Here is a 25,253-nt window from a genome sequence, read left to right as displayed (position 1 = left end):
GTGTCCGGCCGGCCGGGCCTTCGCGTACGGGCCGTCAGGCAGTCCCGGTTCAGGGAGCCTTGAGTGTCACCAGTACCTTCTTTCCGGTCCGTACCTCGTAGCGGACGACGTCGCCGGGATGCATCGCGGCCGCGCCCGGCATGGCCTCGGAGGCCGGTGGGGCGTTCTTGGGCACGGTCCAACTCAGGATGACCTGCTCAGAACCGTCGTGACCGACGGCCACGAGTTCGCAGGCCTGGGAGACGGAGGCGTTCTTGACCCGCAGGTCCACCTCGCTGCCCCAGGCCCGGTCGAGGGTGGTGACCTCGGCCCACACCCCGGATTCCGGGTCGGTCGCGGCGACCGTCCTGCTGTTCGCGTCCTCGTCCCCGGTGAAGACCGCGACCGCGGGCCCGCCGACGGCGAACACCACGGCTGCCGCCACCGCGAACAGCCAGCGCCTGCGCCCGCCTCTGCGGGCCGAGACGACATCGTCCAGGAGCCGGTCCAGCAGGGCCGGTCCCGCTTGTGTCATGGGGTGCACCGTACGCGGTGTCGCCTGGGCGTAAGCCCGCAACGACCGTGTGGTGGCGGACAGTTCATGTACCTGAACCGCACACTGGGGACACTCCATGAGGTGGTCCTCGAAGCGGAAGGCATCCGCCTCGTCCAGCACGCCTAGCGCGTATGCGCCGACGTCGCGGTGGCGTTCCAGCGACCTCATACCAAATCCTCGTGCCGTGCCGATGGGGGTGTGTGCGGGGAGTAGCTACTTGCCCACCGGTACGCAGGAGACCGCCGAATCACTCAAGTCCCGTCCGGAAACCAACCAAGAGATTCGGAGCGGTCGGGCCCGCGGATTGGTCGAGGATCGAAAAAAACCGGTCAGAGGAGTCGGCCGCGGGACTCCGGCCTGGGATCGGTCAGAAAAGATGGATCGCCAGGTGCCCGAGCGGCAGCCCCAGCTGCCAGGCCGGGGTCCAGACCTTCGGCCCGTCGTCCTCCCCGATGACGGGACCGCCGCCCGGTACCGCGTCCAGGTCGGGCGCGAGCAGCTCGGTCTCCTCCAGCCAGCGCCAGGCCTCCGCCGCCAGATCCAGATCCGGCGTGGGACCGCCCGATTCGACGGCCTCGGCCGCGAGCCCCGCCATGCGCTCGCCCACCCAGTCCTGCCACGGCTGGTCGTACGCCGTCAGCGACAGCCACGTCTCCAGTTGTGTCACCACCTGGATGCCGGAGAGTTCGCCGCTCGTGTCGGACAGGAAGATCGTGAGCGCCAGGGCGTCACGCCCCGCACGGAACTCGAAGGACGTCGGTGGCATCAGGTCGCCGGTCCGCAGCAGTTCGTCGGCGATGTACTCGGCGTACAACCAGGCCATGGGGACGGTGAGTTCACCGCCGCCGGCGCCGTCCGTGCTCTCTTGACCTCTGTGCAGCATCCCTTCCTGCCCTCCTCCGGTGCGTGCGCGTCGCCCGAATCCGGGCCCCAGTCCGGAACACGGATGAGGACAGCAGATTGCTCAACCATGATCCTCAGCAAGGCGCTTTACGGAGGTTTGACTCGGCCTTCGGTTTCACCGCAGGTCGGCCGCGTATCCCGGAAGAACCCGGCGCAGGGCGCGCAGCGCGTAGTACGCGCGAGACTTCACGGTACCGGGCGGAATCCCCAGGGCCGCGGCGGCCTCCGCCACACTCGCCCCCCGGAAATACACCTGCACCAGGACTTCACGGTGCTCGGGAGTGAGAGTCTTCACAGCCTCCCGCACATCGAGGGTCGCCACGGAGCGTTCCGCGTGATCGGCCGCGACCCGCGCGCTCTCGAGCACGGCGTCCCCGACCTCGGCGGGCCGAGCCTGCCGGGCCCGCCGGGCGTCTATGGCCAGCCGTCGCCCCACGGTGAGCAGCCAGGGCCGTACGGAGTCGAAGTCGTCGGCGCGCAGGGCCTCGGGATGCTGCCAGGCACGTACGAACGTCTCCTGCACCAGATCCTCGGCACGCTGGCGGTCTCCGTCGGAGAGCCTCAGCATCAGGGCGAAGAGCGGTGCGCCGTGCTCCCGCTGCAATTCGGCCAGCTCGTGCTCGGCGGTCGTCCTGCTGGTCATGGTGATGGCGGCCGTCATGGCCGTATGCCAGCGCAGGGCGTCCCGCCGGGACAGGGCCCCGGCACGGCTCGTCGGCAGACGGTCGAACCCGTCGACGAACGGTACGACGAACGGTCAACCGGGACGGAAGGCTCCGCCTCCGCATCCCCGTCCGGTCCGAACGGGCTCCTTCCGGCGCATCGAACGGACCAACCGCGGTGGCGCCTTCTTGACTCTCCTTCCTTTCTGTTTCTGGATATGTATCAACTCATAAGTTGATATGACCGCATAGGCCTGTTTGGGGCCGCACGGGAACGAGGTCGAGGATGTCGAGGACGCCGCGTACCCGGCGGGTGGCAGCAGCGTCCGTGGCGCTGTGCGTCGCGGGCCTCGCGAGCTGTCAGGGGGACGGCGGGGCGGGACACGGCGGGAGCCCGGTCGGCGCCGGCGCGTCCGCGAACAGCTTCACGCTGGTCGCCTCCGGCGACGTCCTCCCGCACAGCTCGATCATCGACAAGGCGCACGCCGACGCGGGCGGCCGAGGCTACGACTTCCGCCCGATGCTGTCGGGCGTCAAACCCGTCGTGACCCGCGCCGACCTGGCGATCTGCCACATGGAGACGGTGTACGGGGCGGACGGCGACTACACCGGATACCCCACCTTCAAGTCGCCGCCGCAGATCGCCGAGGGCCTCGCCGCGACCGGCTACGACGCCTGCTCCACCGCCTCCAACCACACGCTGGACGACGGCTCCGCCGGTGTCCACCGCACTCTCGCCGCGCTGGACCGGGCCGGTGTGCGGCACGCGGGATCCGCCCGCAGCGCGGCCGAGGCGAGCACGCCCACGATCATGCAGGCCGGCGCGGCGAAGGTGGCCCATCTCGCCTACACCTACGACACGAACGGCATCCCGCTGCCGCCCGGCGCGCCCTGGACGGTCAACCTGATCGACCCCGACCGGATCGTCGCCGACGCCAGGGCCGCCCGGAAGGCGGGCGCCGACGTCGTGGTCGTCTCCCTGCACTGGGGCACCGAGTGGCAGGAGGAGCCCGACCTCCGGCAGCGCGAACTGGGCGAGCGGCTCACCGGGTCCCGTACGGACGGCCGCCCCGACCTCGACCTCGTCCTCGGCACCCACGCCCACGTCCCGCAGGCGTACGAGAAGGTGAACGGCACCTGGGTGATCTACGGCATGGGTGACCAGATCGCCGGGGCGATGGTCAACCACAGCGGCGCCCACGATCCGCGCGGCAACGAGAGCTCCATCGGCCGCTTCACCTTCGCCCCGCCCGGGGAGCCCGGCGGCCGCTGGCGGGTCGAGAAGGCCGAGTTCGTCCCCCAGTGGTTCGACCTCCGGACGGGGCGGGTCGTCGACCTCAGCACCGCGGACGGCCAGGACGCCGACGCGAAGGCCGTACGGGACCGTATCCGCCGCGTCGTCCTCAGCAGGGGCGCGGGCGAGGACGGCCTCGTCATGGCGAAGCCGCCCGCCACGGCGGAGTGACACCCGCACCCGGAGACGGTGCCCGTCCCGCTGCCGGTGCCCGGAGCCGGATGGCCGTGCGGTCTACGGCACCACCGTCACCGGCCAGCGCCCCGCCTTCACCAGCCGGATCGCGACGGAACCGACGATCCGGTGCCCCGCCTGCTCCGACGCGCCCACCACGACCGCGTCCGCCTTCAGCTGGTCGGCCGCGGAGACGAGCCCGTTGTACGGGTCGCCGCGGAAGGTGTGGAACTCCCAGCGCACGTCGAATATGTCCTTGACCTGCTCGGTCGCGTGCCGGATCTCCCGGACCAGCTCCTCGGCGATCTTGTCGGTGGTCTCCGCGACCGGAACCCCGAGAGCGGCGCCGGCCGTCATGACCGGCTGGATGTAGACCAGTGCGAGCAGCGCCCGCTGGCGTCGGGCCAGGCCGGCGGCGTAGGCGGCCGCACGCAGTGAGGAGTCGGAGCCGTCCACACCGACCACGATCACCTTGGGCCCGTCGGTGCCCCGTTCGAACTGGTGGGAGTGCTGTTCCGTCACGGCCCCGAGGCTATCCGAACCGCCGGGCCGGGCCACCGCCCGGCCGCCTCCTGACAGCGCTCCGGAACCCGCCCCTGCCGCTCGCGAACCACCGCCGAGCCGCCCCGCAGATGCTCTCAACGGGTGCTTTCATACGTCCGCACCGGTGTCTATGTGCTGCGGCGGGCCTCCACCGGGCGACTGATTACTCATGAATAAGGATCAGTTCCTTCCGCGGCGCCGGGCGTTGCTCGCCGGCGCCGCTGTCCTGGGTGCGGCGGGTGTGGCCGGCACGGCCCGACTGCTCACCGCCGATCCGGGCCCCCCGGCGCGGCCCGCCGCCGCTCCCGCCGCCGGAGCCCCGGCGAGGAGGAGGGTGGCCGGGAGGCCGGCCGCCTACCGTCTGCAGCCCATTGCCGGATACGAGCCGGCCCGCGGCACGGCGGCGCGCACCCTCGTACGGCACGAACCGTTCCTGCGGATGTCAGGACGCGGCCGCAGCATGGTGCTGACCTTCGACGACGGCCCCGACCCCCGCTACACCCCGGACATCCTGCGGGCGCTCAAGGCCCACGACGTGCGCGCCATGTTCTTCGTGTGCGGCGAGATGGCCGTCGAGAACAAGGACATGCTGCGCCGGATGTCGGACGAGGGGCACATCGTCGGCAACCACACCTGGTCCCATCCGCTCCTGACCCGGCTCAGCAGGTCCGCGATCCGCTCCCAGATGGAGCGCACCTGCGACGTCATCGAGGAGGCGTACGGGGAACGGCCGGGCTGGTTCCGCGCGCCCTACGGGGCCTGGAACCGGGCAGCCTTCCAGATCGGCGCCGAACTGGGCATGGAGCCGCTCGCCTGGACGGTCGACACCCTCGACTGGAAGACGCCGGGCGCCGGTGCCATCGAGAACCGGGTCATCGACGGCGCCGCCCCCGGTGTGGTGGTCCTCGCGCACGACGCGGGCGGCGACCGCTCGCAGAGCGTGACCGCACTGCGCGACTACCTGCCGCGGCTGCTGGACTCGGGGTATCACATCACCGTGCCCAGGCGGCAGACGGGAATTTGACGACAGGGCCTAGGCCCGTGGAATTCCATGGGAATCCATGGAATTCCACGGGCCTTCGCCCGCCCGGTCGGGGAACTTCAGCGGACCTCGACCAGGCGGGCGAACGCGACGACGTTCCCGTCGTAGCCGTTCTGTTTGGAGAATCCGCCCCCGCAGGTGATGACACGCAATTCGGGGGTTCCGGAGTTTCCGTAGACGCGGTCTCCGGGGAAGTTGTTCTTCTCGAACACCTCGATGCCGTAGATCTCGAATACGGCGGTCTTTCCGTCCTTGCGTCCGACCTCGACGCGGTTTCCCTTCTTGAGGGCGCCCAGACCGTAGAAGACGGCGGGCCCCTGACTGTTGTCGACGTGACCCACGACGACGGCGGTGCCCTTCTCGCCGGGCGAGACCGCGCCTGAGAACCATCCCGCGAGATTCGGGTCCTCCGGCGGCGGCGCGTCCACCCAGCCCTCCATGTCGAGACCCACCGGGACGGCGGGGGCGTCGACCCGGATCGCCGGGATCCTGATGCGGTCCACCACGGAGAACGACAGCGGGGCCGGAGCGCCCGGGCGGGACCTGTCCATGGCGCCACTGTCGGCGGCGGCGGCCGTCGCGGGCTGCGGGGGCCCCACGTCGAACTCTCCCGAGCCGTTCCGAATGAGAGCCAGGCCCGTCAGCAGAACAAGCGCTATGACACCCCAGGGAGCGCGCTTCTTGGGGCGCTCCTGCTCTTCGTCCAGCTCGGACACGGACATTCGCAAACCCCTCTCGACGCGGCCGTCGCCACGTCCGTCGCGCATACGAGAACGCTAGACGCCCGGCGCGCGGGGGGCGACGGGAGAAGTGCGAACGGGTGGCGGGGAGGAGTGCCGTGCGCCATACGAGTCTGGGTCGGAAGGAAATTTCTGACGGTCCGTGACCTGCGGCAATATCCGATTGTGTTCCTTTCTGTCGGCGTGTCCCCTCACCAGGACGGACCATTCTCGAAATGCGGCCCTGTGCACGGCAACTGAGGGTCAGTCTGGGAGGCGTTCTCTCGCCGATCGACCCGGGGACGGTTCCCGGGGCGCCTTCCGCGGAGGATCACATGCGTAGCACTCGTGCCCTGGCGGTCTCTGTGACAGCGGTCGCCGCCCTCGGACTCGCCGCTCCCCAGGCCGCGGCCTGGGACACCTCGAGCAACATCGTCGCCACGCCGAGCGTCATCGCCCGGGGCGGACAGCTGACGGTGACCGTCGACGGCTGCCCGAAGGGCGGCACCATGACGTCCAACGCGTTCCCACAGGCCAATCTCTCGCCCATCAACAACCACAGCGAGACGTCGAAGGGGACCGCGACCGTCAACAGCTCGGCCACCCCGGGCTCGTACGACATCACGGTCCGGTGTTTCGGCAAGCCCCCACTCACGAAGACCGGCGCCTTCACCGTCATCGGCGGGGTCCGCGGTGGTCTCGGTGGCAGCAGCTCCACCGGTGCCACGCCGACCGACGTGGCGATCGGCGGCGGTCTGGTGGGGCTCGCGCTCGTCGGCGGCGGGGTGTTCTGGATGCGCCGCCGCTCCGAGAGCAAGATCTGAGTCGCGACCCGCGACGACCGGCTTTCCCCGTCGAGGACGCCTCGCACGTGAACGGCCCTTCGCCCCGGACCCACAAGGGTTCCGGGGCGAAGGGCCGTCCGGTGCGTCAGCCGCCGTGCTCGCCGGCGCGTCTGCGCGACCAGTGGTAGGCCGCGCCGACCGAGCCGGCGATGAGCGCCGCCCCGAGGCCGATCTCGCCCAGGTCGAAGCCGCCGGCGGAGCCGCCGACGCCCGCCTTGACGCCCCGGTGGAGGGGGACGGGGGTATGCGTCGGGCTGTTCGGCCGGCCACCGGCGATGGTGAGCTCCGTATGGCCGGATTCGTTCCCGCACTGGAACTTCACCTCGTACACCGCGCCAGGCTTGGCTTCCCAGTCGACGGTGGCCGTGCCCGTGCCCTGTCCCTTGTGGATCGTCACCGTGTCGAAGACGCCGGAGGTGACCTTGGTGTCGGACCGGCAGCCGTTGACCGAGAGCGTCACGCGGCCGCCCGCGGCGATGGTCGTCGGGGCGACGTCGAAGCCGAACGAGGTGATGTCGCGCTCCCCGTCCTCCCGGGCGACGGCGGCGGGTGCGGTGAGGGTCAGGGCGGTCATGCCCAGCAGTGCGGCCGAAAAGACGCGTATCGCGCGCATGGTGAGTCCTCCGGGTCCCGAGGAGCAGCCCGCGGACCTTTTCCGCTGCGCCGTACGTGCACCTCGATGATCGAAACGCTAGGAAGGTGCGGGCGCCGGCGCGATCGGTGTCGCGCGAATGGGGCAACCGTGTGGGCCGAACCGGGGAGCCCGTACCCGCGGCCGGGGGACGGGCGCGGCGTGGCGCCCGTCCCCCGGGCGGGTTGTGGTGAGGGCCCGTCACTCTCCGGCTTTGGGGAAGAGCGTCAGGAACGGATCGGCGGTGGCCGTGATGCCGCGGCTGTAGGGAGCGTCGAAGTCCCAGATGAGGAACAGCAGGAAGGCGATCAGGGCGGCGAACAGGCCCGCCAGGATCACCTCGCGCAGGGTGCGGCGGATCTGCAGCGCGAAGATCAGCCCGACGGTCACCACGGCTCCCGTGATCAGCCCGAACCACACGACGCCCGGCATGGTCGGCGCCGTGGACTCGGCGCGGGCGGTGCGCGCGGCGTCCGCCGCGGTCACCTGATCCAGGAGCGGCTGGTAGGCCTGGGCCTCGAAGTCCGTCCTCGGTTCGTAGTCGGTGATGCCGTGGCGGACCCGGTCCAGCAGCTTCGTCCCCCGCTCGGTGACGTGGCCGTGCTCCGCCATCGTCTTCCACTCGGTCGTCACGACGTGGTCGACGTAGGCGTCGACGTCACCCCGGATGCGCTCACGCGTGTCGGGCGGGTAGACGCGTACCCGCTCGGAGATCTCGTGCAGCGCGTGCGCCTCCGTCTGGACGTGGTCCTCGGCGACACCCCGTGCCTCCCACACACCGGCGATGGCCAGGCCGAGCACGATGGCGTACACCACGCCGATCATCATCGTCATGTACTCGATGACGTCCGGGGTTTCGGACGGATCGTCGTCCTCGGCGGCCGTGTGGTGCCGCACGAAGGTGACGATGAGGACGACGACACTCGCAGCCGCCATCGCGAGGGCGAGAACAAGCCATTCCGACAAGGAGTTCCTCCGGGGGTCATCGCGGGCGCAGCGCGGCGACGGCGAGCACCGCGGGCGCGGTGATGAGCAGGGTCAGCGACACCAGGGACGGGCCGCCGCGCGGTGGGGCCTTGCGTGCGCCGACGCGGTACGGCGGATAACTCACCGGAGCCGGTGACGGGCCGGGCCGCGCGCTGGGAGCCGGTGCCGGGGGCGGCGCGGGCGGCGCCGGGCGGGGCGCGGCGGGGGCAGGCCGTGGCGTCACGGGGGCGGGCGGCTCGACGGTCGGAACGGCAGGCGCGGGCCGCGGCGGCGGGGGAGTCGGTGTCGGCGTGGGCTTCGGGGCGGGTTTCGGCGGGGGCGTCGGCTTCGGCGGCTCCGGCGTGGGAGAGGGCTCCGGTGTCGGGCAGGGAGTGGAGGGCGGTGGGGGCGGGGGCGGCGTGGGGGTCGGGCAGGTCCCCGCGGCAGCCACCGCCACCGCGCCGCCCCCGCCGGGGCCGGTGGAGGCGTACGCGCACGCGTCGGCGGCCGCGGGGGCCGGCGCACCACCCGCGACCCAGGTCAGGGTGAACAGCGCCAGCAGCCGTATGACGAGGGCGAACCGGGGCGGTGGGTTTCGTAGTGGTCCAGACACGATGGCGATCATCGGTCCCCGCGCGCTCGCGCGCGCGGGACTGGCGGCGGGATTGCCCCGAAGGAGGGACAACGGAACATCGCGCGGTTGCCACAGGGCGCCACCCGGCTCTCTCGAAAGGGGGCCGGGCCGACCTTTCGGACCTCATCCTGAGCGGCAGTCCCGGGCGTTACCAGAAAGAAATTTGTGCGCCCTTTGAACACTCACCGCACCTCCGCCCGTACCTAGGGCCATACGCGGTGCTGAGCAGCGCCGCAACACCTATGACGACAGCGGGAGTTACCAATGAAGACCTCCTGGCGGAGCGCCTCACTCGTAGCGTCAGCTGCGGCAGTGCTGGTGCTGACGACGGCGTGCGGTCAGGACAAGGCGGACACTTCGACCGGAAGCCAGAACGTGGGCGCGGCGCCCGCGGCCAATGGCTACGGTACGGCGGGGGCGGCCGGAGCGAGCCCGGGTACCGAGACCGGTGCCGCCGCCACAGCGGGACAGGGTGCCGCGGCCCAGGGCCAGAGCGCCGGCCAGCTTGCCGTTGCGGACACCGACAAGCTCGGTGAAGTGGTGACGGACAGCGCGGGCATGACGCTCTACCGCTTCGACAAGGACACGGCGGAGCCGCCGAAGTCCACCTGTGAAGGCGACTGCGCCACGGCCTGGCCCCCGGTCCCGGCCTCCGGCGCCGCCGCTCCGGTGGGCATTGACAAGGCCCTGCTCGGCGAGGTCACCCGTACCGACGGCACCAAGCAGCTGACGATCGACGGCTGGCCGCAGTACCGGTTCGCGAAGGACACCAAGGCCGGTGACGTCAACGGCCAGGGTGTGGGCGGTACCTGGTACGCGTCGGCCCCCACCGGCAAGAAGGCGTCCGGCGGAGGCGGCGGCGGGGGTGGCGCGGCCGCCGACCTGGCCGGTCTGTCGACCCGTAACGACCCGGAGCTCGGCGAGGTCGTCATCGACAAGAACGGCATGACGGTCTACCGCTTCGAGAAGGACACCCCGTGGCCGATGAAGTCGGCCTGTGTCGGCGCGTGCCTCGAGAAGTGGCCGGTCGTCGAGCCGGTGGACGCCGCCGACACCAAGGGCATCGACAACAAGAACGACGGTCGGCGCGGCTATGTCGTCCTGAACCGTCCGGACGGCCTCAAGCAGCAGAGCATCGACTGCTGGCCGCTCTACACCTTCGCGGGTGACAAGAAGCCCGGTGACACCAACGGGCAGGGCGTCGGCGGTACCTGGTACGCCATCTCCCCCGAGGGCAAGCCGCTCGGCAAGCCGAAGTAGCCACACCGCACGACCACTTCCCCAGGGCGGTGACCGATGTTCCGGCACTCGGAGAACAGAGTGCCGGAACATCGGAACAAGTGCGCACAACCACCGCTTCGCCCCCTCCGCACCGTACGGAGGGGGCGAAGCGGCTTTTTCACATCCGAACGGCTCCCGTCTCGACTCTTCGTGACTCTGCGCAGTTCTCACCGATCTCTTTGGAACGCTTCGGTGTGATTTCGCAAGGCATTCCGTTTCGGCACGTGCCGGAGGCAGTGACCTGGAACGGACGGTCAATTTCCGTTTCCCCTCGCTCCATTGGCGGGCGATCAGTAGCCTCAGCTCGAACACCGGATCGCCTACGCCTTGGAGAGATAGATGGAGCGTCCCGCCTGGGCCCCACGTGGCATCGACATCTCGGTGCCGAGCGTGAGCCGCATCTACGACTACTACCTGGGCGGATCGCACAACTTCGAGGTCGACCGGGAAGCCGCGCGCAGGGCCATGGAGTTCATGCCGGGGCTGCCCAAGATCATGCAGGCGAACCGGGCGTTCCTCCGCCGGGCCGTGCGCTTCGCGGCCGACGAGGGCATCAGCCAGTTCCTGGACATCGGCTCGGGGATACCCACCTACGGCAACGTCCACGAGGTCGCCCAGAGTGCCCGCCCCGGCGCACGCGTCGTCTACGTCGACCACGATCCGGTGGCCGTGGAGCACAGCAGGGCCGTCCTGGACGGCAACGAGGACGCGGACGTCATCACCGCGGACCTCCGCAAGCCCCAGGAGATCCTGGCAAGTCCCCAGCTTCGGGGGCTGATAGACCTGAATCAGCCAGTGGCGCTCCTTCTCGTTGCCATACTTCACTTCGTGGAGGACGAGGACGACCCGTACGGGGCGGTGGCAGAGCTGAGGGACGCGCTTGCGCCCGGCAGTCTGTTCGTCGTCACGCACGCCTCGTACGAGGGGATCCCGCTCCCACCGGAGCGGGCCGGCGGCGCCGTCGACGTCTACAAGGACATCCGCAGCCCGCTGATCATGCGCTCGCGCGAGGACATCGCGCGGTTCTTCGAGGGGTACGACATGGTGGAACCCGGACTGGTGCCGATGCCGACGTGGCGGCCCGACTCGGCGTCCGAGGACGAGGATCCCTATTCCTACTCGGGTTTCGCGGGCGTGGGGCGCAGGGCGTGACCGCCGAGCCGGACGGGCCGGAGGACAGACTGCGCAGGTTCGCGACGATCTGGAGCCGGGCCGTGTACCCGGTGACCGCGACGTCCCTGACCCGGCCGGAGTTCGAGCAGCGTCTCGTGCCGCTCGCCCGGCGCCTGAGCGAGGCACTGCGGGCCAGGACGTTCGAGGCGGCCGAGGGACAGGCCGTCGGCGCCGCGCTCATCGAGGCGCACTGCACCGAGCCCGAGGCCCTCAGCGCCACGCTCGACTGCGTCGACGCGTATCTGGTGCTCTACTGCGGCGGGGACGGCCTCCAGGAAGACCTGCGCGCCCGCTCGGCGCGGTTGCAGCACGCCATGGCCGCCGGGTTCGCGCACGCGCTGCGGGAGCGGACGCTGGCGGAGCAGGAGACCATCGCGCGCGCCGCCCTGCAGGCCCAGGGCATCGTCGCGGACGCGCTGCACGCGACCGAGGCGCGCTTCCGGGCGGTCTTCGAGGGCGCGGCCATAGGCATCGGCGTCGCCGACCTCGACGGCAACATCCTGCAGGTGAACAACGCCCTGCTGCGCATGTTCGGCGGCACCGAGCAGTCGGTGCGCGGACGCAACGTCACCGACTGGACCCATCCCGAGGACGCCCCCCAGGTCTGGCGGCTCTACGAGGAGCTGGTGCGCGGCGACCGCGAGCACTACCACGTCGAGAAGGCCTTCTACCGGCCCGACGGAACGGTCCTGTGGACCAACCTCACCGTGTCGCTGCTGCGTGACGCGGACGGGGAGCCGCAGTACCAGCTCGCCCTCATGGAGGACACCACCGAGCGCCGGCTGCTCAACCTCCGGCTCCGGTATGAGGCGACGCACGACGCCCTCACCGGACTGCCCAACCGCACCCTGTTCTTCGAGCGGCTCGACAAGGTCCTCTCCGCGGGCGGCGGCATGCGCTTCGGGCTCTGCTACCTCGACCTCGACGGCTTCAAGACCATCAACGACAGCCTCGGGCACGCGGCGGGGGACCGGCTGCTCGTCGAGGTCGCCGACCGGCTGCAGTCCTGCGCGACCGCGCCCGGCGAGATGGTGGCCCGGCTCGGCGGCGACGAGTTCGTGGCCCTGACCACCGGGCCCGACACCGAGAGCGAGGTCGACGCGCTCGCCGACCGCATCATGAACGCCCTGATCACCCCGGTCCGTATCGACGGCCGGGAACTGACGGTCCGCGGCAGCATCGGCATCGTCGAGGGTCCGGCGGGCGAGCGCGGCCCGGCGGAGGTGCTGCGCAGCGCCGACATCACGATGTACCGGGCCAAGTCGGCGGGCGGCAACCGTTACGAGCTCGCGGACCCCGAGGCCGACGCCCGGGCCATCACCCGGCACGGGCTCACCACGGCGCTGCCCGCGGCGCTGGACCGGGGCGAGTTCTTCATCGAGTACCAGCCGCTCGTCCACCTCGGCGACGGCAGCGTGCGCGGCGCGGAGGCCCTGGTCCGCTGGCTGCACCCGCAGCACGGTGTGCTCGGCCCCGACCGGTTCATCCCGCTCGCCGAGCACACCGGCCTGATCGTCCCGCTGGGGCGCTGGGTCCTTGAGCAGTCGGTCCGCCAGGCCCGCGAATGGCAGGAACGTCACGCCGATGCCGGACCGCTGCGCATCAACGTCAACCTGTCCCCGTGCCAGCTGACCCATCCCGGCCTGGTCTCCGACACGGTCGACATCCTGGAGCGTGTCGGCCTCGAACCGGACTCGCTCTGCCTTGAGGTCACCGAGTCGGCGCTGATCGGCGCGGACGACGACCTCCTGAAGCCGCTGCGCCGGCTCGCCGAGATGGGCGTCGACATCGCGCTCGACGACTTCGGCACGGGTTACTCGAACCTCGCGAACCTGCGCCGCCTCCCGGTGAGCATCCTCAAGCTCGACCGGTCCTTCACCCAGGGCATGCAGCAGTTCCCCGCCGATCCCGTCGACCTCAAGATCGTCGAGGGGATCGTCTCCCTGGCCCACAGCCTGGACCTCGCGGTCACGGTGGAGGGCGTGGAGACGGGGGCGCAGGCCGAGCAGCTGCGACTCCTCGGCTGTGACACCGCCCAGGGCTGGTACTACGCCCGGCCCGGCCCGCCGGACCGGCTCCACGACCTGGCACTCGTGGACGCGACGGGCTGATCGCCCTCGAGCCCTGTCGGGGAGGGGCGGCGCCTTGCCCTCCCCGACAGGGACGCGAGGAACCGCGCGCTCAGCCACAGCGTGCCCGCAGGACCGAACGGCGCCCCGGCGGAGCGGCGCTCACCGCTCGAGCAGCATCCGCTGCAGCTCACGGGCGGCCCGGGGCGGAGCCACATCGCTGCGGTGCGCCAACGCGATGGTCCGGGCAAGTCCGGGCCGGGCCAGCGGCGTCACCCGCAACCCCCGCCCCGACCGCGTCGCCACCATCCGCGGCACCACGGCCACCCCCAGCCCCGCCCGCACGAACCCCAGCACCGCGTCCATCTCCCCGCCCTCCACCGCGAAATCCGGCTCGAACCCGGCGGAACGGCACGCGGCGACGGTGAGTTCACGCAGGTCGTAGCCGTGCCGGAACATCACGAGGCGCTCACCCTCCAGATCGGGGATGCGGACGGTCCGGCGGCCGCGCCCCGGCGCGGGAGCGTCCGGCGACGACACCACGACCAGGTCCTCCCGCAGCACCTCCACCGTGGTCAGCGCGGGCGAGGGCGTGGGCAGGGGAAGGACCACGAGGGCCAGATCGAGTGCTCCGCGGGCCAGCTCCCGTACGAGGTCGTGGGAGCCCCCCTCCTCGATCAGCAGCCTGATGCCCGGATACCGGTCGTGGAAGGCGCGCAGCACGTCCGGCAGCAGCCCCGTGCACAGACTCGGGGTCGCGCCGAGGCGCACCCGGCCGCTGCGCAGCTGAGCCAGCTCCTGCACCTCGTGCCGGGCCGTGTCGGCGTCGGCCAGGATGCGACGGGCCAGCGGCAGCAGTGCCTCTCCGGCGTCCGTGAGCGTGATGTTCCCGCGCGCCCGGAGGAAGAGATCGGCCCCCAACTCCCGCTCCAGCGCCTTGATCTGCTGGGACAGCGACGGCTGGGCCACATGGACCAGGTCGGCGGCCCGGGTGAAGTGCCGGGTCTCGGCGACCGCCACGAAGTACTGGAGCTGCTGGAACTGCATTCCTCCATCGTACGTCCATGATAGAGGTTGCCTATGGAAACGAGCTGATCCATGTCTTGGACCGATCGACCCTGTCGGCCCTAGCGTCTGTCTCATGGCTCTGGCAACGCGGACGGACCGAAAACCGTCCATGACGCGCACCATGTGGGACTCGTCCGTCGGCAAGAAGACCGTGATGGCCGTCAGCGGCCTGATCATGCTGGGGTACCTGGTCGTCCACATGCTGGGCAACCTCAAGATCTTCTTCGGTTCGGGGGAGTTCAACCACTACGCGCACTGGCTGCGCACCCTCGGCGAGCCCTTCCTGCACTACGAGTGGGCGCTGTGGATCGTCCGCGTGGTCCTCGTCGCCGCCGTCGTCGCGCACGCCGTCTCCGCGTACCAGCTCAGCCGCCGCGACATCAGGGCGCGCCCCACCCGGTACGTGCACAAGAAGGCCCGGGCGAGCTACGCGACGCGCACCATGCGCTGGGGCGGGATCATCCTCGGCCTGTTCATCGTCTGGCACGTCCTGGACCTGACGACCGGCACCGTGCACCCGGGCGGCTTCCAGCACGGGCACCCCTACCAGAACGTGATCGACACCTTCTCCACCTGGTACGGCAACGTCATCTACCTCGTCGCGATGCTCGCGCTCGGCCTGCACGTGCGGCACGGCTTCTGGAGCGCCGCACAGACCCTCGGCGTGGGCAGCCGCACCCGCGACCGCGCCTTCAAGACCATCGCCAACGTGCTCGCACTGGTGCTGACGGTGGGTTTCATCGCCGTACCCGTGGGCGTGATGACCAAAGTGGTGAGCTGACATGACCGCTGATTTCGCCGAGTACACGACCAAAGAGCCGGTCGTCGACACCAAGGCCCCGAAAGGGCCGGTCAACGAGCGCTGGGACACCCGCCGCTTCGAGGCCAGGCTGGTCAACCCCGCCAACCGCCGCAAGCACACCGTCATCGTCGTCGGTACGGGACTCGCGGGCGGCTCCGCCGGCGCCACGCTCGCCGAACAGGGCTACCACGTCGTGCAGTTCTGCTATCAGGACTCCCCGCGCCGCGCCCACTCGATCGCCGCACAGGGCGGCATCAACGCCGCGAAGAACTACCGCAACGACGGCGACTCGGTCCACCGCCTGTTCTACGACACCGTCAAGGGAGGCGACTTCAGGGCGCGGGAGTCCAACGTCCACCGGCTCGCACAGATCTCGGTGGAGATCATCGACCAGTGCGTCGCCCAGGGCGTGCCCTTCGCCCGCGAGTACGGCGGCCTCCTCGACACCCGTTCCTTCGGCGGCGTCCAGGTCTCCCGGACCTTCTACGCCCGCGGCCAGACCGGCCAGCAACTGCTGCTCGGCGCCTACCAGGCGTTGTCCCGCCAGATCGCCGCAGGGAACATCGAGATGCATGCCCGCACCGAGATGCTCGACCTGATCGTGGTCGACGGGCGGGCCCGGGGGATCGTGGCCCGCGATCTGATCACCGGGAAGATCGACACGTACTACGCGGACGCCGTCGTCCTGGCGAGCGGCGGTTACGGCAACGTCTTCTACCTGTCGACCAATGCCATGAACTCCAACGCCACCGCCGTCTGGCGGGCCCACCGGCGCGGCGCGTACTTCGCCAACCCCTGCTTCACGCAGATCCACCCCACCTGCATCCCGCGCACCGGTGAGCACCAGTCCAAGCTGACGCTGATGAGCGAGTCGCTGCGCAACGACGGCCGGATCTGGGTGCCGAAGGCGAAGGGTGACGACCGCCCGGCGAACGAGATCCCCGAGGACGAGCGCGACTACTACCTGGAGCGCGTCTACCCGGCCTTCGGCAACCTCGTCCCCCGCGACATCGCCTCCCGGGCCGCCAAGAACGTCTGCGACGAGGGCCGCGGGGTGGGCCCCGGAGGGCAGGGCGTCTACCTGGACTTCGCCGACGCCATCGCACGCATGGGCCGGGGGGCCGTCGAGGAGAAGTACGGCAACCTCTTCGACATGTACGCGCGGATCACCGCCGAGGACCCGTACACCGTGCCGATGCGGATCTACCCCGCCGTGCACTACACGATGGGCGGCCTGTGGGTCGACTACGACCTCCAGACCACCGTCCCCGGCCTGTTCGCGATCGGCGAGGCCAACTTCTCCGACCACGGGGCGAACCGGCTCGGCGCCTCCGCGCTGATGCAGGGCCTCGCCGACGGCTACTTCGTCCTGCCGTCGACCATCAACGACTACCTCGCCCGTCACCCTCACCACGAGAACGTGACCGACGAACACCCCGTCGTCCAGGAGGTGCTGGCCGACACCGAAGACCGGCTGCGGCTCCTGCTCGCCGTGGACGGAGACCGCACCCCCGACTCCTTCCACCGCGAACTGGGCGAGCTGATGTGGGAGTTCTGCGGCATGGCGCGTACCGAGACGGGTCTGCGCAAGGCCCTGGAGCGCATCCCGCAGATCCGCGAGGAGTTCTGGCGGCGCATCAAGGTCCCGGGCACAGGCGAGGAGTTCAACCAGTCGCTGGAGAAGGCCAACCGCGTCGTCGACTACCTGGAGCTCGCCGAGCTCATGTGCCTCGACGCGCTGCACCGTGAGGAGTCCTGCGGCGGCCACTTCCGCGAGGAGTCCCAGACCCCGGACGGCGAGGCGGCCCGCCGCGACGAGGAGTTCTCCTACGCGGCCGCCTGGGAGTTCACCGAGACCGGTGAAGCGCCCGTCCTGCACAAGGAAGACCTCGTCTTCGAGTACGTCCACCCCACCCAGCGGAGCTACGCATGAAGCTCACCCTGCGCGTCTGGCGGCAGCGGAACGCCGACGCAGACGGAGCGATGTCCACGTACGAGGTCGACGGCATCTCGGCCGACATGTCCTTCCTGGAGATGCTGGACACCCTCAACGAGGAGCTCATCCTCAGGGGCGACGACCCCGTCGCCTTCGACCACGACTGCCGCGAGGGCATCTGCGGAGCCTGCTCGCTCGTCATCAACGGCGACGCGCACGGGCCCGAGCGCACGACCTCCTGCCAACTGCACATGCGGTCCTTCGAGGACGGCGACACGATCGACGTCGAGCCGTGGCGCGCCTCCGCCTTCCCGGTGGTGAAGGACCTGGTCGTCGACCGGTCCGCCTTCGACCGGATCATCCAGGCCGGCGGGTACGTGACCGTGCCGACGGGGGCCGCGCCGGAGGCGCACGCCACGCCGGTGCCCAAGCCGGACGCGGACTTCGCGTTCGAGCACGCGGAGTGCATCGGGTGCGGGGCATGCGTGGCGGCCTGCCCGAACGGCGCCGCCATGCTGTTCACCTCGGCCAAGGTGAACCACCTCAACGTCCTGCCGCAGGGGGCGCCCGAGCGGGAGACGCGGGTGCTCGACATGGTGGCGCAGATGGACGAGGAGGGGTTCGGGGGGTGCACGCTCGCGGGGGAGTGCGCCACCGTGTGCCCGAAGGGGATTCCGCTGGTCTCCATCACGGGGATGAACAAGGAGTGGCTGCGGGCCACGCGCAGGTCGGCCAAGCGGTAGCGCTCCGCTGGGCCGGCCGTTGATCGACTGCTGTTGTTCGACTGCGGGTGCGTGAGGGCTGGTCGCGCAGTTCCCCGCGCCCCTGACGGGGCCGCACGGGGCGCCGTCGAATCCGCGCCCCTGACGGGGCCGTGCGAGCCGCCGTCCGATCCGCGCCCCTGCCGGGGCGCCCCACCGAACGTTCGCCGAGGGTGCGGACGGGCGGGACCGATGTGGTGCTCAACCCCGGTCCCGCCAAGCACCCCCTGGCATTCAGCAAGCTCACACCCGGCCTCTCTCCACGGGTTACTCGCCGGTCAGCCGGCATCGGAAGAACAGGAGCGCACGGGCCGTACGCAACGGCCCGCCGCGCCGCTCCGCCGCATCCGGCCCATGACCAGGAGAGAGCCATGACCGGCGTTTCCACGCTCGACAGCCCCCCACTGTCGACGGCACCCGCCCGCTACACCGTCACCCTCGCCCGCGACGAGTCCGACGTCCGGGCCGCACAGCGACTGCGCCACGACGTGTTCGCCGGCGAGATGGGCGCCCTGCTGACCACCTCGCAGCCGGGCCTCGACACCGACGTCTTCGACGCGTACTGCGACCACCTGCTCGTGCGCGACACCACGACCGGCCAGGTCGTCGGAACCTACCGGCTGCTGCCGCCCGAACGCGCCGCGGTCGCCGGACGGCTGTACTCGGAGAGCGAGTTCGACCTCGGACCCCTCGCCAAGATCCGCTCCGGACTCGTCGAGGTCGGACGCTCCTGCGTCCACCCCGACCACCGCGACGGCGCCGTCATCGCACTGATCTGGGCCGGTATCGCCCGCTACATGACCGACGGCGGCCACGAGTGGCTGGCGGGCTGCTGCTCGGTCCCGCTCACCGACGGCGGCGCGCTCGCCGCGGGAACCTGGGACCGGGTGCGGGGCCGGTACCTGGCACCCGACGAGTACCGCGTACGGCCGCTGCGGCCCTGGAACGCCGAGGGCGTCGCGCGCCCCGCTCGCACCGAACTCCCCCCGCTGCTGCGCGGCTACCTGCGGCTCGGGGCCTGGGTCTGCGCGGAACCCGCCCACGACCCGGACTTCGGGGTCGCCGATCTGTACGTGCTGCTGTCGATGCGACGGGTCGACCCGCGCTATCTGCGGCACTTCCTCTCCCTCGTGCCCGCGTGATGAGCGCGCCCCACATCGGTGCGCCCCCGCGCCCCCGCCGAGCCACGGCGGGCTTCGCCGGCCCGGGCGCGGGCGCCGCGGCGCTCCTGGACGCCGGGACGGTGCCACGCCCGCGCCACGGCGGCGTGCCGGTCCTCTCCCGCCCGGCCGGGGCGCCCCCGGCCGCCGCCGCGGCGAGCGCCTGGCTGCCCGGCGCGCCCTGCACTCCCCGGACCTGTGTGGAGTCCGGGCGGGCGGTCACGGACGTACCGCGTGCCGTGCTCCGGCTGGTCTCGCTGCTCGTCGTGGTCGTCGCCGGGATCATGCTCATCCCGCTCGTGGGACGGATCCCCGACGCCCCGCGCGACCGGCTCGTCAGAAAGTGGTGCCGGACGATCGTGCGCGCCACGGGCGTACGCGTACGGACCACCGGGGCGGCCCCGCCGACCGGTGGCCTGCTTCTGGTGGCCAACCACATCTCCTGGCTGGACATCCCGCTGCTCGCCGCCGTCCGTCCCGGCCGGATGCTGGCCAAGGCGGAGATCAGGCAGTGGCCCGTCGCCGGGGCGCTCACCGCGAGCAGCGGCGCGCTGTTCATCGAGCGCGACCGTCTGCGCGCGCTGCCGGGCACCGTCGAACGGATCGCGGACATCCTGCGTGAGGGCGCCGCGGTCGCGGTCTTCCCGGAGGGAAGCACGTGGTGCGGCCGGGCCCGGGGGCCCTTCCGCAGGGCGGTGTTCCAGGCCGCCCTGGACGCGGGCGTGCCCGTCCAGCCGGTGCGGCTCCACTACCGGCGCGAGGAGGGCACGGTGACCACCGCACCCGCGTTCGTGGGAGACGATTCGCTGCTCGCCTCGGTGTGGCGGGTCGTGTCGGTCCGTGGGCTCGTGGCCGACGTGTGCGTCCAGCCGGTGCTCCCGCCGGGCGGCGCACCCGACCGGCGCGCGCTCGCCCTCGCCGCCGAGAAGGCCGCCGCTCATCGAGTGAGCGCCAACTCGCCATCCCGCGGGCATCGCTGACGAATCGTCACCAAAGGGCGGGTGCCGGTCCTCGAACGTACCCCGAAGCGTACGACCCCGCCTGGGCGGCCGTCGTCACCGTGGCCGGCGTACCGGGGCGGGGACCCGGGAGGCGGTCGTCCGGCTGCTCGTCCGCTCGGCCGGCGCCGCGCGCTTCATCCGGCCCTGGCGGGGTGGCAGGTCCAGCGGACGAAGCCCCGCTCGCGTTCCCAGATGGCGCGTCCGGCCCGGATGTTCCACTCGGGATCCAGGGCGTTCCTCGTCGTGCCGCCCAGCCCCTTGATGTCCTGGTCCGTGAGCTGGAACAGCCCCCAACGCCACGCCGAGCGGTCGGCCGAGCCGCCGTCCCAGGCCCACAGCGGGTCCAGGTTCGACAGGCAGCGGGCCAGCGTGACGGCAGCCCCGGGATCCTCGGGGAAGGCGACGCGCAGCCGCCGTTCCACCCGGGCGGACGACCAGCGGCGGGCCTGGGCCAGAGCCGTGGAACCCCGGTGGTCCAACGCGTCCCTGGTGGCACGGTCCACCACGCCGGTCACCGGGAGCCGGGACATGCCCTGGAAGGCCGCCACGCGCGCCCGCGTCAGCGGGCCGAAGGACGCGTCCACCGGGAGGTCGAGCGCGTGCTGGCGCAGATGCAGCTGCACCTGCCGGACGCAGGGCCCGTACTCGCCCGGAGCCAGGGCGTCCGGGCAGTCGCCGGAAGCCGCCCCGTCCGCCACGCCGCCCGGCGCGAGGACCCAGACACCCATGGCGATGGCGAGGACGAGCACGGCGGCCGCCGAGACGGTCATGACGGATACGTGACCGCGCAGGACGTGCGGTCGGAGCCGGCGCGCGCGCACCGCCGTCGGCTCCGTGGGCGGCTCGGCCGGAGCGGGCTCCTCCCGCAGGGGCACGGTGACCCGGCACCGCTCCGAAGCGGCGATGCTGTCCCGCCGTTCGAGCCACGCCCGTGTGTGCCGGCCCTCCCCACAGGCATGCACGAAGGCGGCGAGCAGCTCCGGGCGCGGCAGAGTGTCCCGGCGCAGGACATCCGCCAGCGTGCTGCGCGCAAGTGCCTTCCCGCACTCCGCCGCACGCTTCTCCAACTGCCGGTAGGTCAGTCCCGACTGTTGTTTGAGGAGCCGTAGATGCGCGACGAACTCGGCGGAGTCTCGAGGCTCGGACGGTGACGGGCCCTTCTCGTCCCCCATGGCGAGCATCCTGGCCGGGTTCGTCCGCCCCTTCAACTCCCGTTTCAGCCGTGTTGCCGAGGCGGATTCCCGTCCGGTGCCTGTCCGGGAGGAGTCCGGCCACGGCTCCGGCCAGCACGGACGCCCCGCACCTGTCCGGGACAGCCGATACCGATTCCCCTGCGGTGGCCGCCTGCACCAGGCTCCGTGCCAGCCGCACCGGTCCGCCACCGTCCCGGCCCGGACCGGAGGGGCCGTACGCGTTCGCCCTTCTCACGGATTCCGTCCCGCGAAAGGAACAGTCGTGAACATTCGCACCAAACTCGCCGTCCTCATGACGACCGGTCTGATGGGGGCCACCCTGGCGCTCACTCCGACAGCGCAGGCTCAGGAGGCACCGGCTCCCACGCCCGCCGACGTCGCCGCGCAGTCCCTGGGTGCGGGCCAGGCCATGGGTTTCGACAGCGCACCGGGCGACGTCGGAACCAAGGCGTACTCCGACTGCGGCAGCGGCTGGATCTGCTTCTGGTCCGGGACGAACGGCACGGGGTCGAGGTGTCAGTGGAGCTCCGCCCTGAACCCGCGTGCGCGGGAGGCGTGTTCCTGGATGAACAACGGGGTGGTCACCAAGTCCGTCTACAACCGGACGAACTACCGCTACCACTACTACCGGGCGTTCAACTACCAGGACCGGATCGGCAGCACCCTCTCCGGAGGCCAGGGCAACCTCGCCGGCACCTACACCATCGGCTCCCTCTGCCGGCACAACGCCAGCGGCTGCGCCAACTAGGACCTGTCCTCGGGCCCGTCCGGCACCTTCGGGTGCCGGACGGGCCCGAGTCCCGCGACCCGTGCCAGTCTCCGGTACGAGTCCAGCAGCGCGTCCCGGTCGTACGTACTGGTCGTGACCAGGACCTCGTCGGCGCCGGTCTCCTTGATCACCGTCTCCAGTTCGTGGGCGACCTGGTCCTCGGTGCCGGCGATGTGGCCCGAGAGGCCCGACTCGTAGAAGCCTCGCTCCTTCTCCGTCATCGTCAGTGCCTCGACGCGCTCGGCCGGCGGCAGCGGCGGGAACGTACCGTGCGTGCGCGAGTACGCCATCGACCAGGCCTCGGGGAGCAGCAGCCGGCGGGCCTCCTCGGGGCTCGCCGCGACCGCGACCGTCCCCGAGACGACGACGTACGGTTCCGCCGCCCAGGACGAGGGCCGGAACGTCTCGCGGTAGTGGTCGACACCGCGCCGCATCTTCTCGCGGTTCCTGAGGTCGCCGATCACCATCGGCAGGCCGGCCCGGGCGGCGATCGTGGCGCCCTCGCCCATGGCCAGCACGAACGGCGGCACGGTCAGGCCCTCGGCGGGGCGCGCGTGCGCGCCGGTCGAGGACGTGCCCCGGAACCAGCCGAGCAGCTCGTCCAGCTGCGCCGCGAAGTCGTCGGCGACGTCCTTCTCCCGGCCCAGCGCCCTGCGGACACCGTCCGTGAACCCGACGGAACGGCCCAGGCCCATGTCGACGCGCCCGGGGAACAGGGACTCCAGGACACCGAACTGCTCGGCCACCACCAGGGGCTGGTGGTTGGGCAGCATCACCCCGCCCGTGCCCACCCGGATCGTGCGGGTCGCGGCGGCGACCGCGGCGGCCAGCACGGTCGGCGCGGAACCGGCGACACCCGGCACCCCGTGGTGCTCCGAGACCCAGACCCGGTGGTAGCCGAGCCGCTCCAGCTCCTGGGCCAGCCGCACGGTGTCCCGCAGCGCCTCGGGGGCCGCGTGCCCCTCGCGGGTGCGGGAGCGGTCGAGGACGGAGAATCGGGTCGACGCGATCACTGAGCTCACGTGGGATTCAACACCGCGGGCGCTCCAGGATTCCCGTCCAGGTGGGCGAGAAGGTTCCGCTGCCACGTGTATGCCCGCACGTTGTCCTTTGTTCACCTTGCCGGGGTGGTTCTGTTCTTCACGACTGGCGACGCTGTCACCCGCAACATCAGCCCCCGGAGGAAAAGTGAACGTCTCCTTTGGCGTGTGGGCGCTGTCCATCGCAGCACTGTGCGCGCTCATCGCCGTGGATTTCTTCATCGGCCGCAAACCCCATGAGGTCTCCCTGAAGGAGGCCGGCATCTGGAGCGCGGTGTGGGTCGCCCTGGCCGTGGCGTTCGGCGTCGGCCTGCTGGTGGTCTACGGCGGGGGTCCCTCGGGCGAGTTCTTCGCCGGGTACATCACGGAGAAGTCGCTCAGCGTCGACAACCTCTTCGTGTTCGTCCTGATCATGGCGAAGTTCTCCGTGCCGGCCCAGTACCAGCAGCGGGTACTGATGGTCGGCGTGATCGTGGCTCTGGTGCTGCGGACGATCTTCATCGCCGCCGGCGCCGCGATCATCTCGACGTTCTCCTGGGTCTTCTACCTCTTCGGGGCGTTCCTGATCTGGACCGCGTGGAAGCTCGTCCAGGACGCCCGCAAGGGCCACGGCGACGAGGAGTACGAGGAGAGCAAGCTGCTCAAGGCGGTCGAGCGGCGCTTCGGAGTGGCCGACCGCTACCACGGGACCAAGCTGTGGGTGGAGCAGAACGGCAAGCGCGTGATGACCCCGATGATGGTGGTCATGCTGGCGATCGGCTCCACGGACCTCCTGTTCGCCCTGGACTCCATCCCCGCCATCTACGGCCTCACCGAGGAGCCGTACATCGTCTTCACCGCGAACGCCTTCGCGCTGATGGGCCTGCGGCAGCTGTACTTCCTGATCGGCGGGCTGCTCAAGCGGCTCGTCCACCTCTCGTACGGGCTGTCGATCATCCTCGGTTTCATCGGCGTCAAACTGGTGCTGCACGCCCTGCACGAGTCCGGGGTGCACGTCCCGGAGATCAGCATCCCGTTCTCGCTCGGCTTCATCGTCCTGGTCCTCGCGGTGACGACGTTCACCAGCCTGCGGGCCTCGAAGAAGCAGGAGGCGGGGACCGAGCCCGTGTCGTAGCGCGTCGAGCGACGGCGGCGGGCCTGGCCCTTCCCGGTGGTGACCGGCGCCCTAGGGTGGGCGGGGTGACGAACGACAACAGGCCCCTCGCCGTCTTCGACCTCGACGGCACACTCGCCGACACGGCGCACCGGCAGCGGTTCCTGGAGCGCAGGCCGCGGGACTGGGACGCCTTCTTCGCCGCGGCGCCGCACGATCCGCCGCTGGCCGAGGGCGTGGCGCTGGCCCTGGAGCACGCCGAGCGGTGCGAAGTCCTCTACCTCACCGGGCGGCCCGAGCGCTGCCGCAGGGACACGGAGGCCTGGCTCGCCGCCCAGGGCCTGCCCGAGGGCCGCATCAGGATGCGCCGCAACGACGACCGCAGGCCCGCCCGGCGCACCAAGCTGGAGATCCTCCGCGGGCTGGCCCGGGACCGCGAGATCAGGGTGCTCGTGGACGACGACGAGCTGGTGTGCGAGGACGCCGAACGGGCCGGTTTCACCGTCGTCAGGGCACGGTGGGCCGCAGCGTCGGCGGCGCTGGAGGCGGCACAGGAACGGGAGGGCCGGACCTGAGGGTCCGTCCCTCCCGCACGCGTGGGTCGCCCGGACCTGCGTGGCCCGGGCGCCGGAGCGGTCTGTCCGCGGGTTTCGACGAGGCGGTCGTCAGTCCGCGTCCTCCAGGCGGAAACCGACCTTCAGGCCGACCTGGTAGTGCTGGACCTGCCCGTTCTCGATCTGTCCGCGGACCTGTGTGACCTCGAACCAGTCGAGGTTGCGCAGGGTCTGCGAGGCCCGGGTGATCCCGTTGCGGATCGCCTGGTCGATGCCCTCGTGCGAGGTCCCGACGATCTCGGTGACGCGGTAGGTGTGGTCGGACATACGGGTTGCTCCTCTCCGCCGTGGCCTGTGTGCCACGCGTCGTTCCACGGTGCCCCACGAGGCGGGGGACCGCGAGAT

The 25,253-nt window shown here is 71.1% G+C and carries 26 protein-coding genes and 1 pseudogene; 14 read left to right on the top strand and 13 right to left on the bottom strand.

The features are described from left to right. Positions 1-49: 49 nt before the first annotated feature. The 4 genes and pseudogenes from O1Q96_RS30710 to O1Q96_RS30700 all read right to left on the bottom strand — a co-directional run bounded on the left by O1Q96_RS30710 (position 50) and on the right by O1Q96_RS30700 (position 2,099). A complete protein-coding gene (locus O1Q96_RS30710; RefSeq protein ID WP_331276120.1) occupies positions 50-514 on the bottom strand; it encodes a hypothetical protein in 465 nt (154 codons plus the stop codon). Positions 515-604: 90 nt separating this feature from the next. Then, positions 605-703: pseudogene (locus O1Q96_RS44355) on the bottom strand (zf-HC2 domain-containing protein); the annotation flags it as partial. Between the two features lie 199 nt (positions 704-902). Continuing rightward, the gene (locus O1Q96_RS30705; RefSeq protein ID WP_269251258.1) at positions 903-1,418 is read right to left on the bottom strand and encodes a hypothetical protein; all 516 of its coding nucleotides are present in this window, start codon (positions 1,416-1,418) and stop codon (positions 903-905) included. A 135-nt stretch (positions 1,419-1,553) separates the two neighbouring features. Beyond that, positions 1,554-2,099 (bottom strand): sigma-70 family RNA polymerase sigma factor, encoded by a 546-nt coding sequence (locus O1Q96_RS30700; RefSeq protein WP_217458832.1) that lies wholly within the window; start codon positions 2,097-2,099, stop codon positions 1,554-1,556. Positions 2,100-2,386: 287 nt separating this feature from the next. Between O1Q96_RS30700 and O1Q96_RS30695 the strand changes: the two genes are divergently transcribed. After that, the gene (locus O1Q96_RS30695; RefSeq protein WP_269251257.1) at positions 2,387-3,565 is read left to right on the top strand and encodes a CapA family protein; all 1,179 of its coding nucleotides are present in this window, start codon (positions 2,387-2,389) and stop codon (positions 3,563-3,565) included. A 63-nt stretch (positions 3,566-3,628) separates the two neighbouring features. Here O1Q96_RS30695 and O1Q96_RS30690 read toward each other — a convergent pair whose 3' ends face one another. Beyond that, positions 3,629-4,090 (bottom strand): universal stress protein, encoded by a 462-nt coding sequence (locus O1Q96_RS30690; protein WP_269251256.1) that lies wholly within the window; start codon positions 4,088-4,090, stop codon positions 3,629-3,631. A 190-nt stretch (positions 4,091-4,280) separates the two neighbouring features. On the opposite strand from O1Q96_RS30690, the gene O1Q96_RS30685 reads away from it, so the two are divergent. Then, positions 4,281-5,135 (top strand): polysaccharide deacetylase family protein, encoded by an 855-nt coding sequence (locus O1Q96_RS30685; protein WP_269251255.1) that lies wholly within the window; start codon positions 4,281-4,283, stop codon positions 5,133-5,135. A gap of 77 nt (positions 5,136-5,212) precedes the next feature. On the opposite strand, the gene O1Q96_RS30680 is transcribed toward O1Q96_RS30685, so the two are convergent. Then, positions 5,213-5,875, bottom strand: a complete 663-nt coding sequence (locus O1Q96_RS30680) for a class F sortase (protein WP_269251254.1) — start codon at positions 5,873-5,875, stop codon at positions 5,213-5,215. Between the two features lie 332 nt (positions 5,876-6,207). On the opposite strand from O1Q96_RS30680, the gene O1Q96_RS30675 reads away from it, so the two are divergent. Beyond that, on the top strand, positions 6,208-6,696 hold the full coding sequence (locus tag O1Q96_RS30675) for a hypothetical protein (protein WP_269251253.1): 489 nt from the start codon (positions 6,208-6,210) through the stop codon (positions 6,694-6,696). A 106-nt stretch (positions 6,697-6,802) separates the two neighbouring features. Here the strand turns inward: O1Q96_RS30675 and O1Q96_RS30670 are convergent, their stop codons facing one another. From O1Q96_RS30670 to O1Q96_RS30660, 3 genes are all read right to left on the bottom strand, one after another. Continuing rightward, the gene (locus tag O1Q96_RS30670; protein WP_269251252.1) at positions 6,803-7,330 is read right to left on the bottom strand and encodes a hypothetical protein; all 528 of its coding nucleotides are present in this window, start codon (positions 7,328-7,330) and stop codon (positions 6,803-6,805) included. Between the two features lie 219 nt (positions 7,331-7,549). Continuing rightward, on the bottom strand, positions 7,550-8,314 hold the full coding sequence (locus tag O1Q96_RS30665) for a bestrophin-like domain (protein WP_269251251.1): 765 nt from the start codon (positions 8,312-8,314) through the stop codon (positions 7,550-7,552). 16 nt (positions 8,315-8,330) lie between these two features. Further along, the gene (locus O1Q96_RS30660; RefSeq protein ID WP_269251250.1) at positions 8,331-8,459 is read right to left on the bottom strand and encodes a hypothetical protein; all 129 of its coding nucleotides are present in this window, start codon (positions 8,457-8,459) and stop codon (positions 8,331-8,333) included. Between the two features lie 753 nt (positions 8,460-9,212). Here O1Q96_RS30660 and O1Q96_RS30655 point away from each other — a divergent pair. The 3 genes from O1Q96_RS30655 (at position 9,213) to O1Q96_RS30645 (ending at position 13,513) form a co-directional block, all read left to right on the top strand. Next, positions 9,213-10,208 (top strand): SCO0930 family lipoprotein, encoded by a 996-nt coding sequence (locus tag O1Q96_RS30655; RefSeq protein ID WP_269251249.1) that lies wholly within the window; start codon positions 9,213-9,215, stop codon positions 10,206-10,208. Positions 10,209-10,568: 360 nt separating this feature from the next. Continuing rightward, the gene (locus O1Q96_RS30650; RefSeq protein ID WP_269251248.1) at positions 10,569-11,381 is read left to right on the top strand and encodes an SAM-dependent methyltransferase; all 813 of its coding nucleotides are present in this window, start codon (positions 10,569-10,571) and stop codon (positions 11,379-11,381) included. After that, positions 11,378-13,513: a putative bifunctional diguanylate cyclase/phosphodiesterase gene (locus O1Q96_RS30645; RefSeq protein WP_269251247.1), complete on the top strand. Its 2,136-nt coding sequence runs from the start codon at positions 11,378-11,380 to the stop codon at positions 13,511-13,513. The genes O1Q96_RS30650 and O1Q96_RS30645 overlap by 4 nt, the downstream gene beginning before the upstream one ends. Before the next feature lie 120 nt (positions 13,514-13,633). On the opposite strand, the gene O1Q96_RS30640 is transcribed toward O1Q96_RS30645, so the two are convergent. After that, positions 13,634-14,518, bottom strand: a complete 885-nt coding sequence (locus O1Q96_RS30640; protein WP_217452679.1) for a LysR family transcriptional regulator — start codon at positions 14,516-14,518, stop codon at positions 13,634-13,636. Positions 14,519-14,648: 130 nt separating this feature from the next. On the opposite strand from O1Q96_RS30640, the gene O1Q96_RS30635 reads away from it, so the two are divergent. The 5 genes from O1Q96_RS30635 to O1Q96_RS30615 all read left to right on the top strand — a co-directional run bounded on the left by O1Q96_RS30635 (position 14,649) and on the right by O1Q96_RS30615 (position 20,178). Beyond that, complete coding sequence (locus O1Q96_RS30635; protein ID WP_269253782.1) at positions 14,649-15,320, top strand: succinate dehydrogenase; 672 nt, start codon at positions 14,649-14,651, stop codon at positions 15,318-15,320. 1 nt (position 15,321) lies between these two features. After that, positions 15,322-17,274: a fumarate reductase/succinate dehydrogenase flavoprotein subunit gene (locus tag O1Q96_RS30630; RefSeq protein WP_269251246.1), complete on the top strand. Its 1,953-nt coding sequence runs from the start codon at positions 15,322-15,324 to the stop codon at positions 17,272-17,274. Beyond that, complete coding sequence (locus O1Q96_RS30625) at positions 17,271-18,020, top strand: succinate dehydrogenase/fumarate reductase iron-sulfur subunit (protein ID WP_269251245.1); 750 nt, start codon at positions 17,271-17,273, stop codon at positions 18,018-18,020. The genes O1Q96_RS30630 and O1Q96_RS30625 overlap by 4 nt, the downstream gene beginning before the upstream one ends. Before the next feature lie 389 nt (positions 18,021-18,409). Next, positions 18,410-19,180, top strand: coding sequence for a GNAT family N-acetyltransferase (locus O1Q96_RS30620; protein WP_269251244.1), 771 nt, complete (start codon positions 18,410-18,412; stop codon positions 19,178-19,180). Next, positions 19,180-20,178, top strand: a complete 999-nt coding sequence (locus O1Q96_RS30615) for a lysophospholipid acyltransferase family protein (RefSeq protein ID WP_269251243.1) — start codon at positions 19,180-19,182, stop codon at positions 20,176-20,178. Before O1Q96_RS30620 ends, O1Q96_RS30615 begins: the two co-directional genes overlap by 1 nt. Positions 20,179-20,333: 155 nt before the next feature. Here O1Q96_RS30615 and O1Q96_RS30610 read toward each other — a convergent pair whose 3' ends face one another. Continuing rightward, entirely contained in the window at positions 20,334-21,371 is a 1,038-nt protein-coding gene (locus O1Q96_RS30610) for a peptidoglycan-binding domain-containing protein (RefSeq protein WP_269251242.1), read from the bottom strand. A gap of 283 nt (positions 21,372-21,654) precedes the next feature. Here O1Q96_RS30610 and O1Q96_RS30605 point away from each other — a divergent pair, with 283 nt between their 5' ends. Continuing rightward, positions 21,655-22,140, top strand: a complete 486-nt coding sequence (locus O1Q96_RS30605; protein ID WP_269251241.1) for a peptidase inhibitor family I36 protein — start codon at positions 21,655-21,657, stop codon at positions 22,138-22,140. On the opposite strand, the gene O1Q96_RS30600 is transcribed toward O1Q96_RS30605, so the two are convergent. Further along, on the bottom strand, positions 22,137-23,183 hold the full coding sequence (locus tag O1Q96_RS30600; RefSeq protein ID WP_269251240.1) for an LLM class flavin-dependent oxidoreductase: 1,047 nt from the start codon (positions 23,181-23,183) through the stop codon (positions 22,137-22,139). The genes O1Q96_RS30605 and O1Q96_RS30600 overlap by 4 nt on opposite strands. A 166-nt stretch (positions 23,184-23,349) precedes the next feature. On the opposite strand from O1Q96_RS30600, the gene O1Q96_RS30595 reads away from it, so the two are divergent. Further along, complete coding sequence (locus tag O1Q96_RS30595; RefSeq protein WP_269251239.1) at positions 23,350-24,315, top strand: TerC family protein; 966 nt, start codon at positions 23,350-23,352, stop codon at positions 24,313-24,315. A gap of 65 nt (positions 24,316-24,380) precedes the next feature. Further along, a complete protein-coding gene (locus tag O1Q96_RS30590) occupies positions 24,381-24,869 on the top strand; it encodes a phosphatase domain-containing protein (protein ID WP_269251238.1) in 489 nt (162 codons plus the stop codon). 90 nt (positions 24,870-24,959) lie between these two features. Here O1Q96_RS30590 and O1Q96_RS30585 read toward each other — a convergent pair whose 3' ends face one another. Further along, complete coding sequence (locus tag O1Q96_RS30585) at positions 24,960-25,175, bottom strand: dodecin (RefSeq protein ID WP_217453314.1); 216 nt, start codon at positions 25,173-25,175, stop codon at positions 24,960-24,962. Positions 25,176-25,253: the final 78 nt, after the last annotated feature.

It is taken from the genome of Streptomyces aurantiacus (genome assembly GCF_027107535.1).
In the GTDB taxonomy this organism is placed as follows: domain Bacteria; phylum Actinomycetota; class Actinomycetes; order Streptomycetales; family Streptomycetaceae; genus Streptomyces.
Note: the sequence above shows the minus strand (reverse complement) of the source record. Positions and strands in the feature narration are given on the sequence as shown.

Excerpts from the sequence above, each read along its gene's own strand:
- O1Q96_RS30710 (WP_331276120.1), bottom strand. The coding sequence starts at position 514 with ATGACACAAGCGGGACCGGCCCTGCTGGACCGGCTCCTGGACGATGTC.
- O1Q96_RS30705 (WP_269251258.1), bottom strand. The coding sequence starts at position 1,418 with ATGCTGCACAGAGGTCAAGAGAGCACGGACGGCGCCGGCGGCGGTGAA.
- O1Q96_RS30700 (WP_217458832.1), bottom strand. The coding sequence starts at position 2,099 with ATGACGGCCGCCATCACCATGACCAGCAGGACGACCGCCGAGCACGAG.
- O1Q96_RS30695 (WP_269251257.1), top strand. The coding sequence starts at position 2,387 with ATGTCGAGGACGCCGCGTACCCGGCGGGTGGCAGCAGCGTCCGTGGCG.
- O1Q96_RS30685 (WP_269251255.1), top strand. The coding sequence starts at position 4,281 with ATGAATAAGGATCAGTTCCTTCCGCGGCGCCGGGCGTTGCTCGCCGGC.
- O1Q96_RS30680 (WP_269251254.1), bottom strand. The coding sequence starts at position 5,875 with ATGTCCGTGTCCGAGCTGGACGAAGAGCAGGAGCGCCCCAAGAAGCGC.
- O1Q96_RS30675 (WP_269251253.1), top strand. The coding sequence starts at position 6,208 with ATGCGTAGCACTCGTGCCCTGGCGGTCTCTGTGACAGCGGTCGCCGCC.
- O1Q96_RS30670 (WP_269251252.1), bottom strand. The coding sequence starts at position 7,330 with ATGCGCGCGATACGCGTCTTTTCGGCCGCACTGCTGGGCATGACCGCC.
- O1Q96_RS30655 (WP_269251249.1), top strand. The coding sequence starts at position 9,213 with ATGAAGACCTCCTGGCGGAGCGCCTCACTCGTAGCGTCAGCTGCGGCA.
- O1Q96_RS30650 (WP_269251248.1), top strand. The coding sequence starts at position 10,569 with ATGGAGCGTCCCGCCTGGGCCCCACGTGGCATCGACATCTCGGTGCCG.
- O1Q96_RS30640 (WP_217452679.1), bottom strand. The coding sequence starts at position 14,518 with ATGCAGTTCCAGCAGCTCCAGTACTTCGTGGCGGTCGCCGAGACCCGG.
- O1Q96_RS30635 (WP_269253782.1), top strand. The coding sequence starts at position 14,649 with ATGACGCGCACCATGTGGGACTCGTCCGTCGGCAAGAAGACCGTGATG.
- O1Q96_RS30630 (WP_269251246.1), top strand. The coding sequence starts at position 15,322 with ATGACCGCTGATTTCGCCGAGTACACGACCAAAGAGCCGGTCGTCGAC.
- O1Q96_RS30625 (WP_269251245.1), top strand. The coding sequence starts at position 17,271 with ATGAAGCTCACCCTGCGCGTCTGGCGGCAGCGGAACGCCGACGCAGAC.
- O1Q96_RS30620 (WP_269251244.1), top strand. The coding sequence starts at position 18,410 with ATGACCGGCGTTTCCACGCTCGACAGCCCCCCACTGTCGACGGCACCC.
- O1Q96_RS30615 (WP_269251243.1), top strand. The coding sequence starts at position 19,180 with ATGAGCGCGCCCCACATCGGTGCGCCCCCGCGCCCCCGCCGAGCCACG.
- O1Q96_RS30610 (WP_269251242.1), bottom strand. The coding sequence starts at position 21,371 with ATGGGGGACGAGAAGGGCCCGTCACCGTCCGAGCCTCGAGACTCCGCC.
- O1Q96_RS30585 (WP_217453314.1), bottom strand. The coding sequence starts at position 25,175 with ATGTCCGACCACACCTACCGCGTCACCGAGATCGTCGGGACCTCGCAC.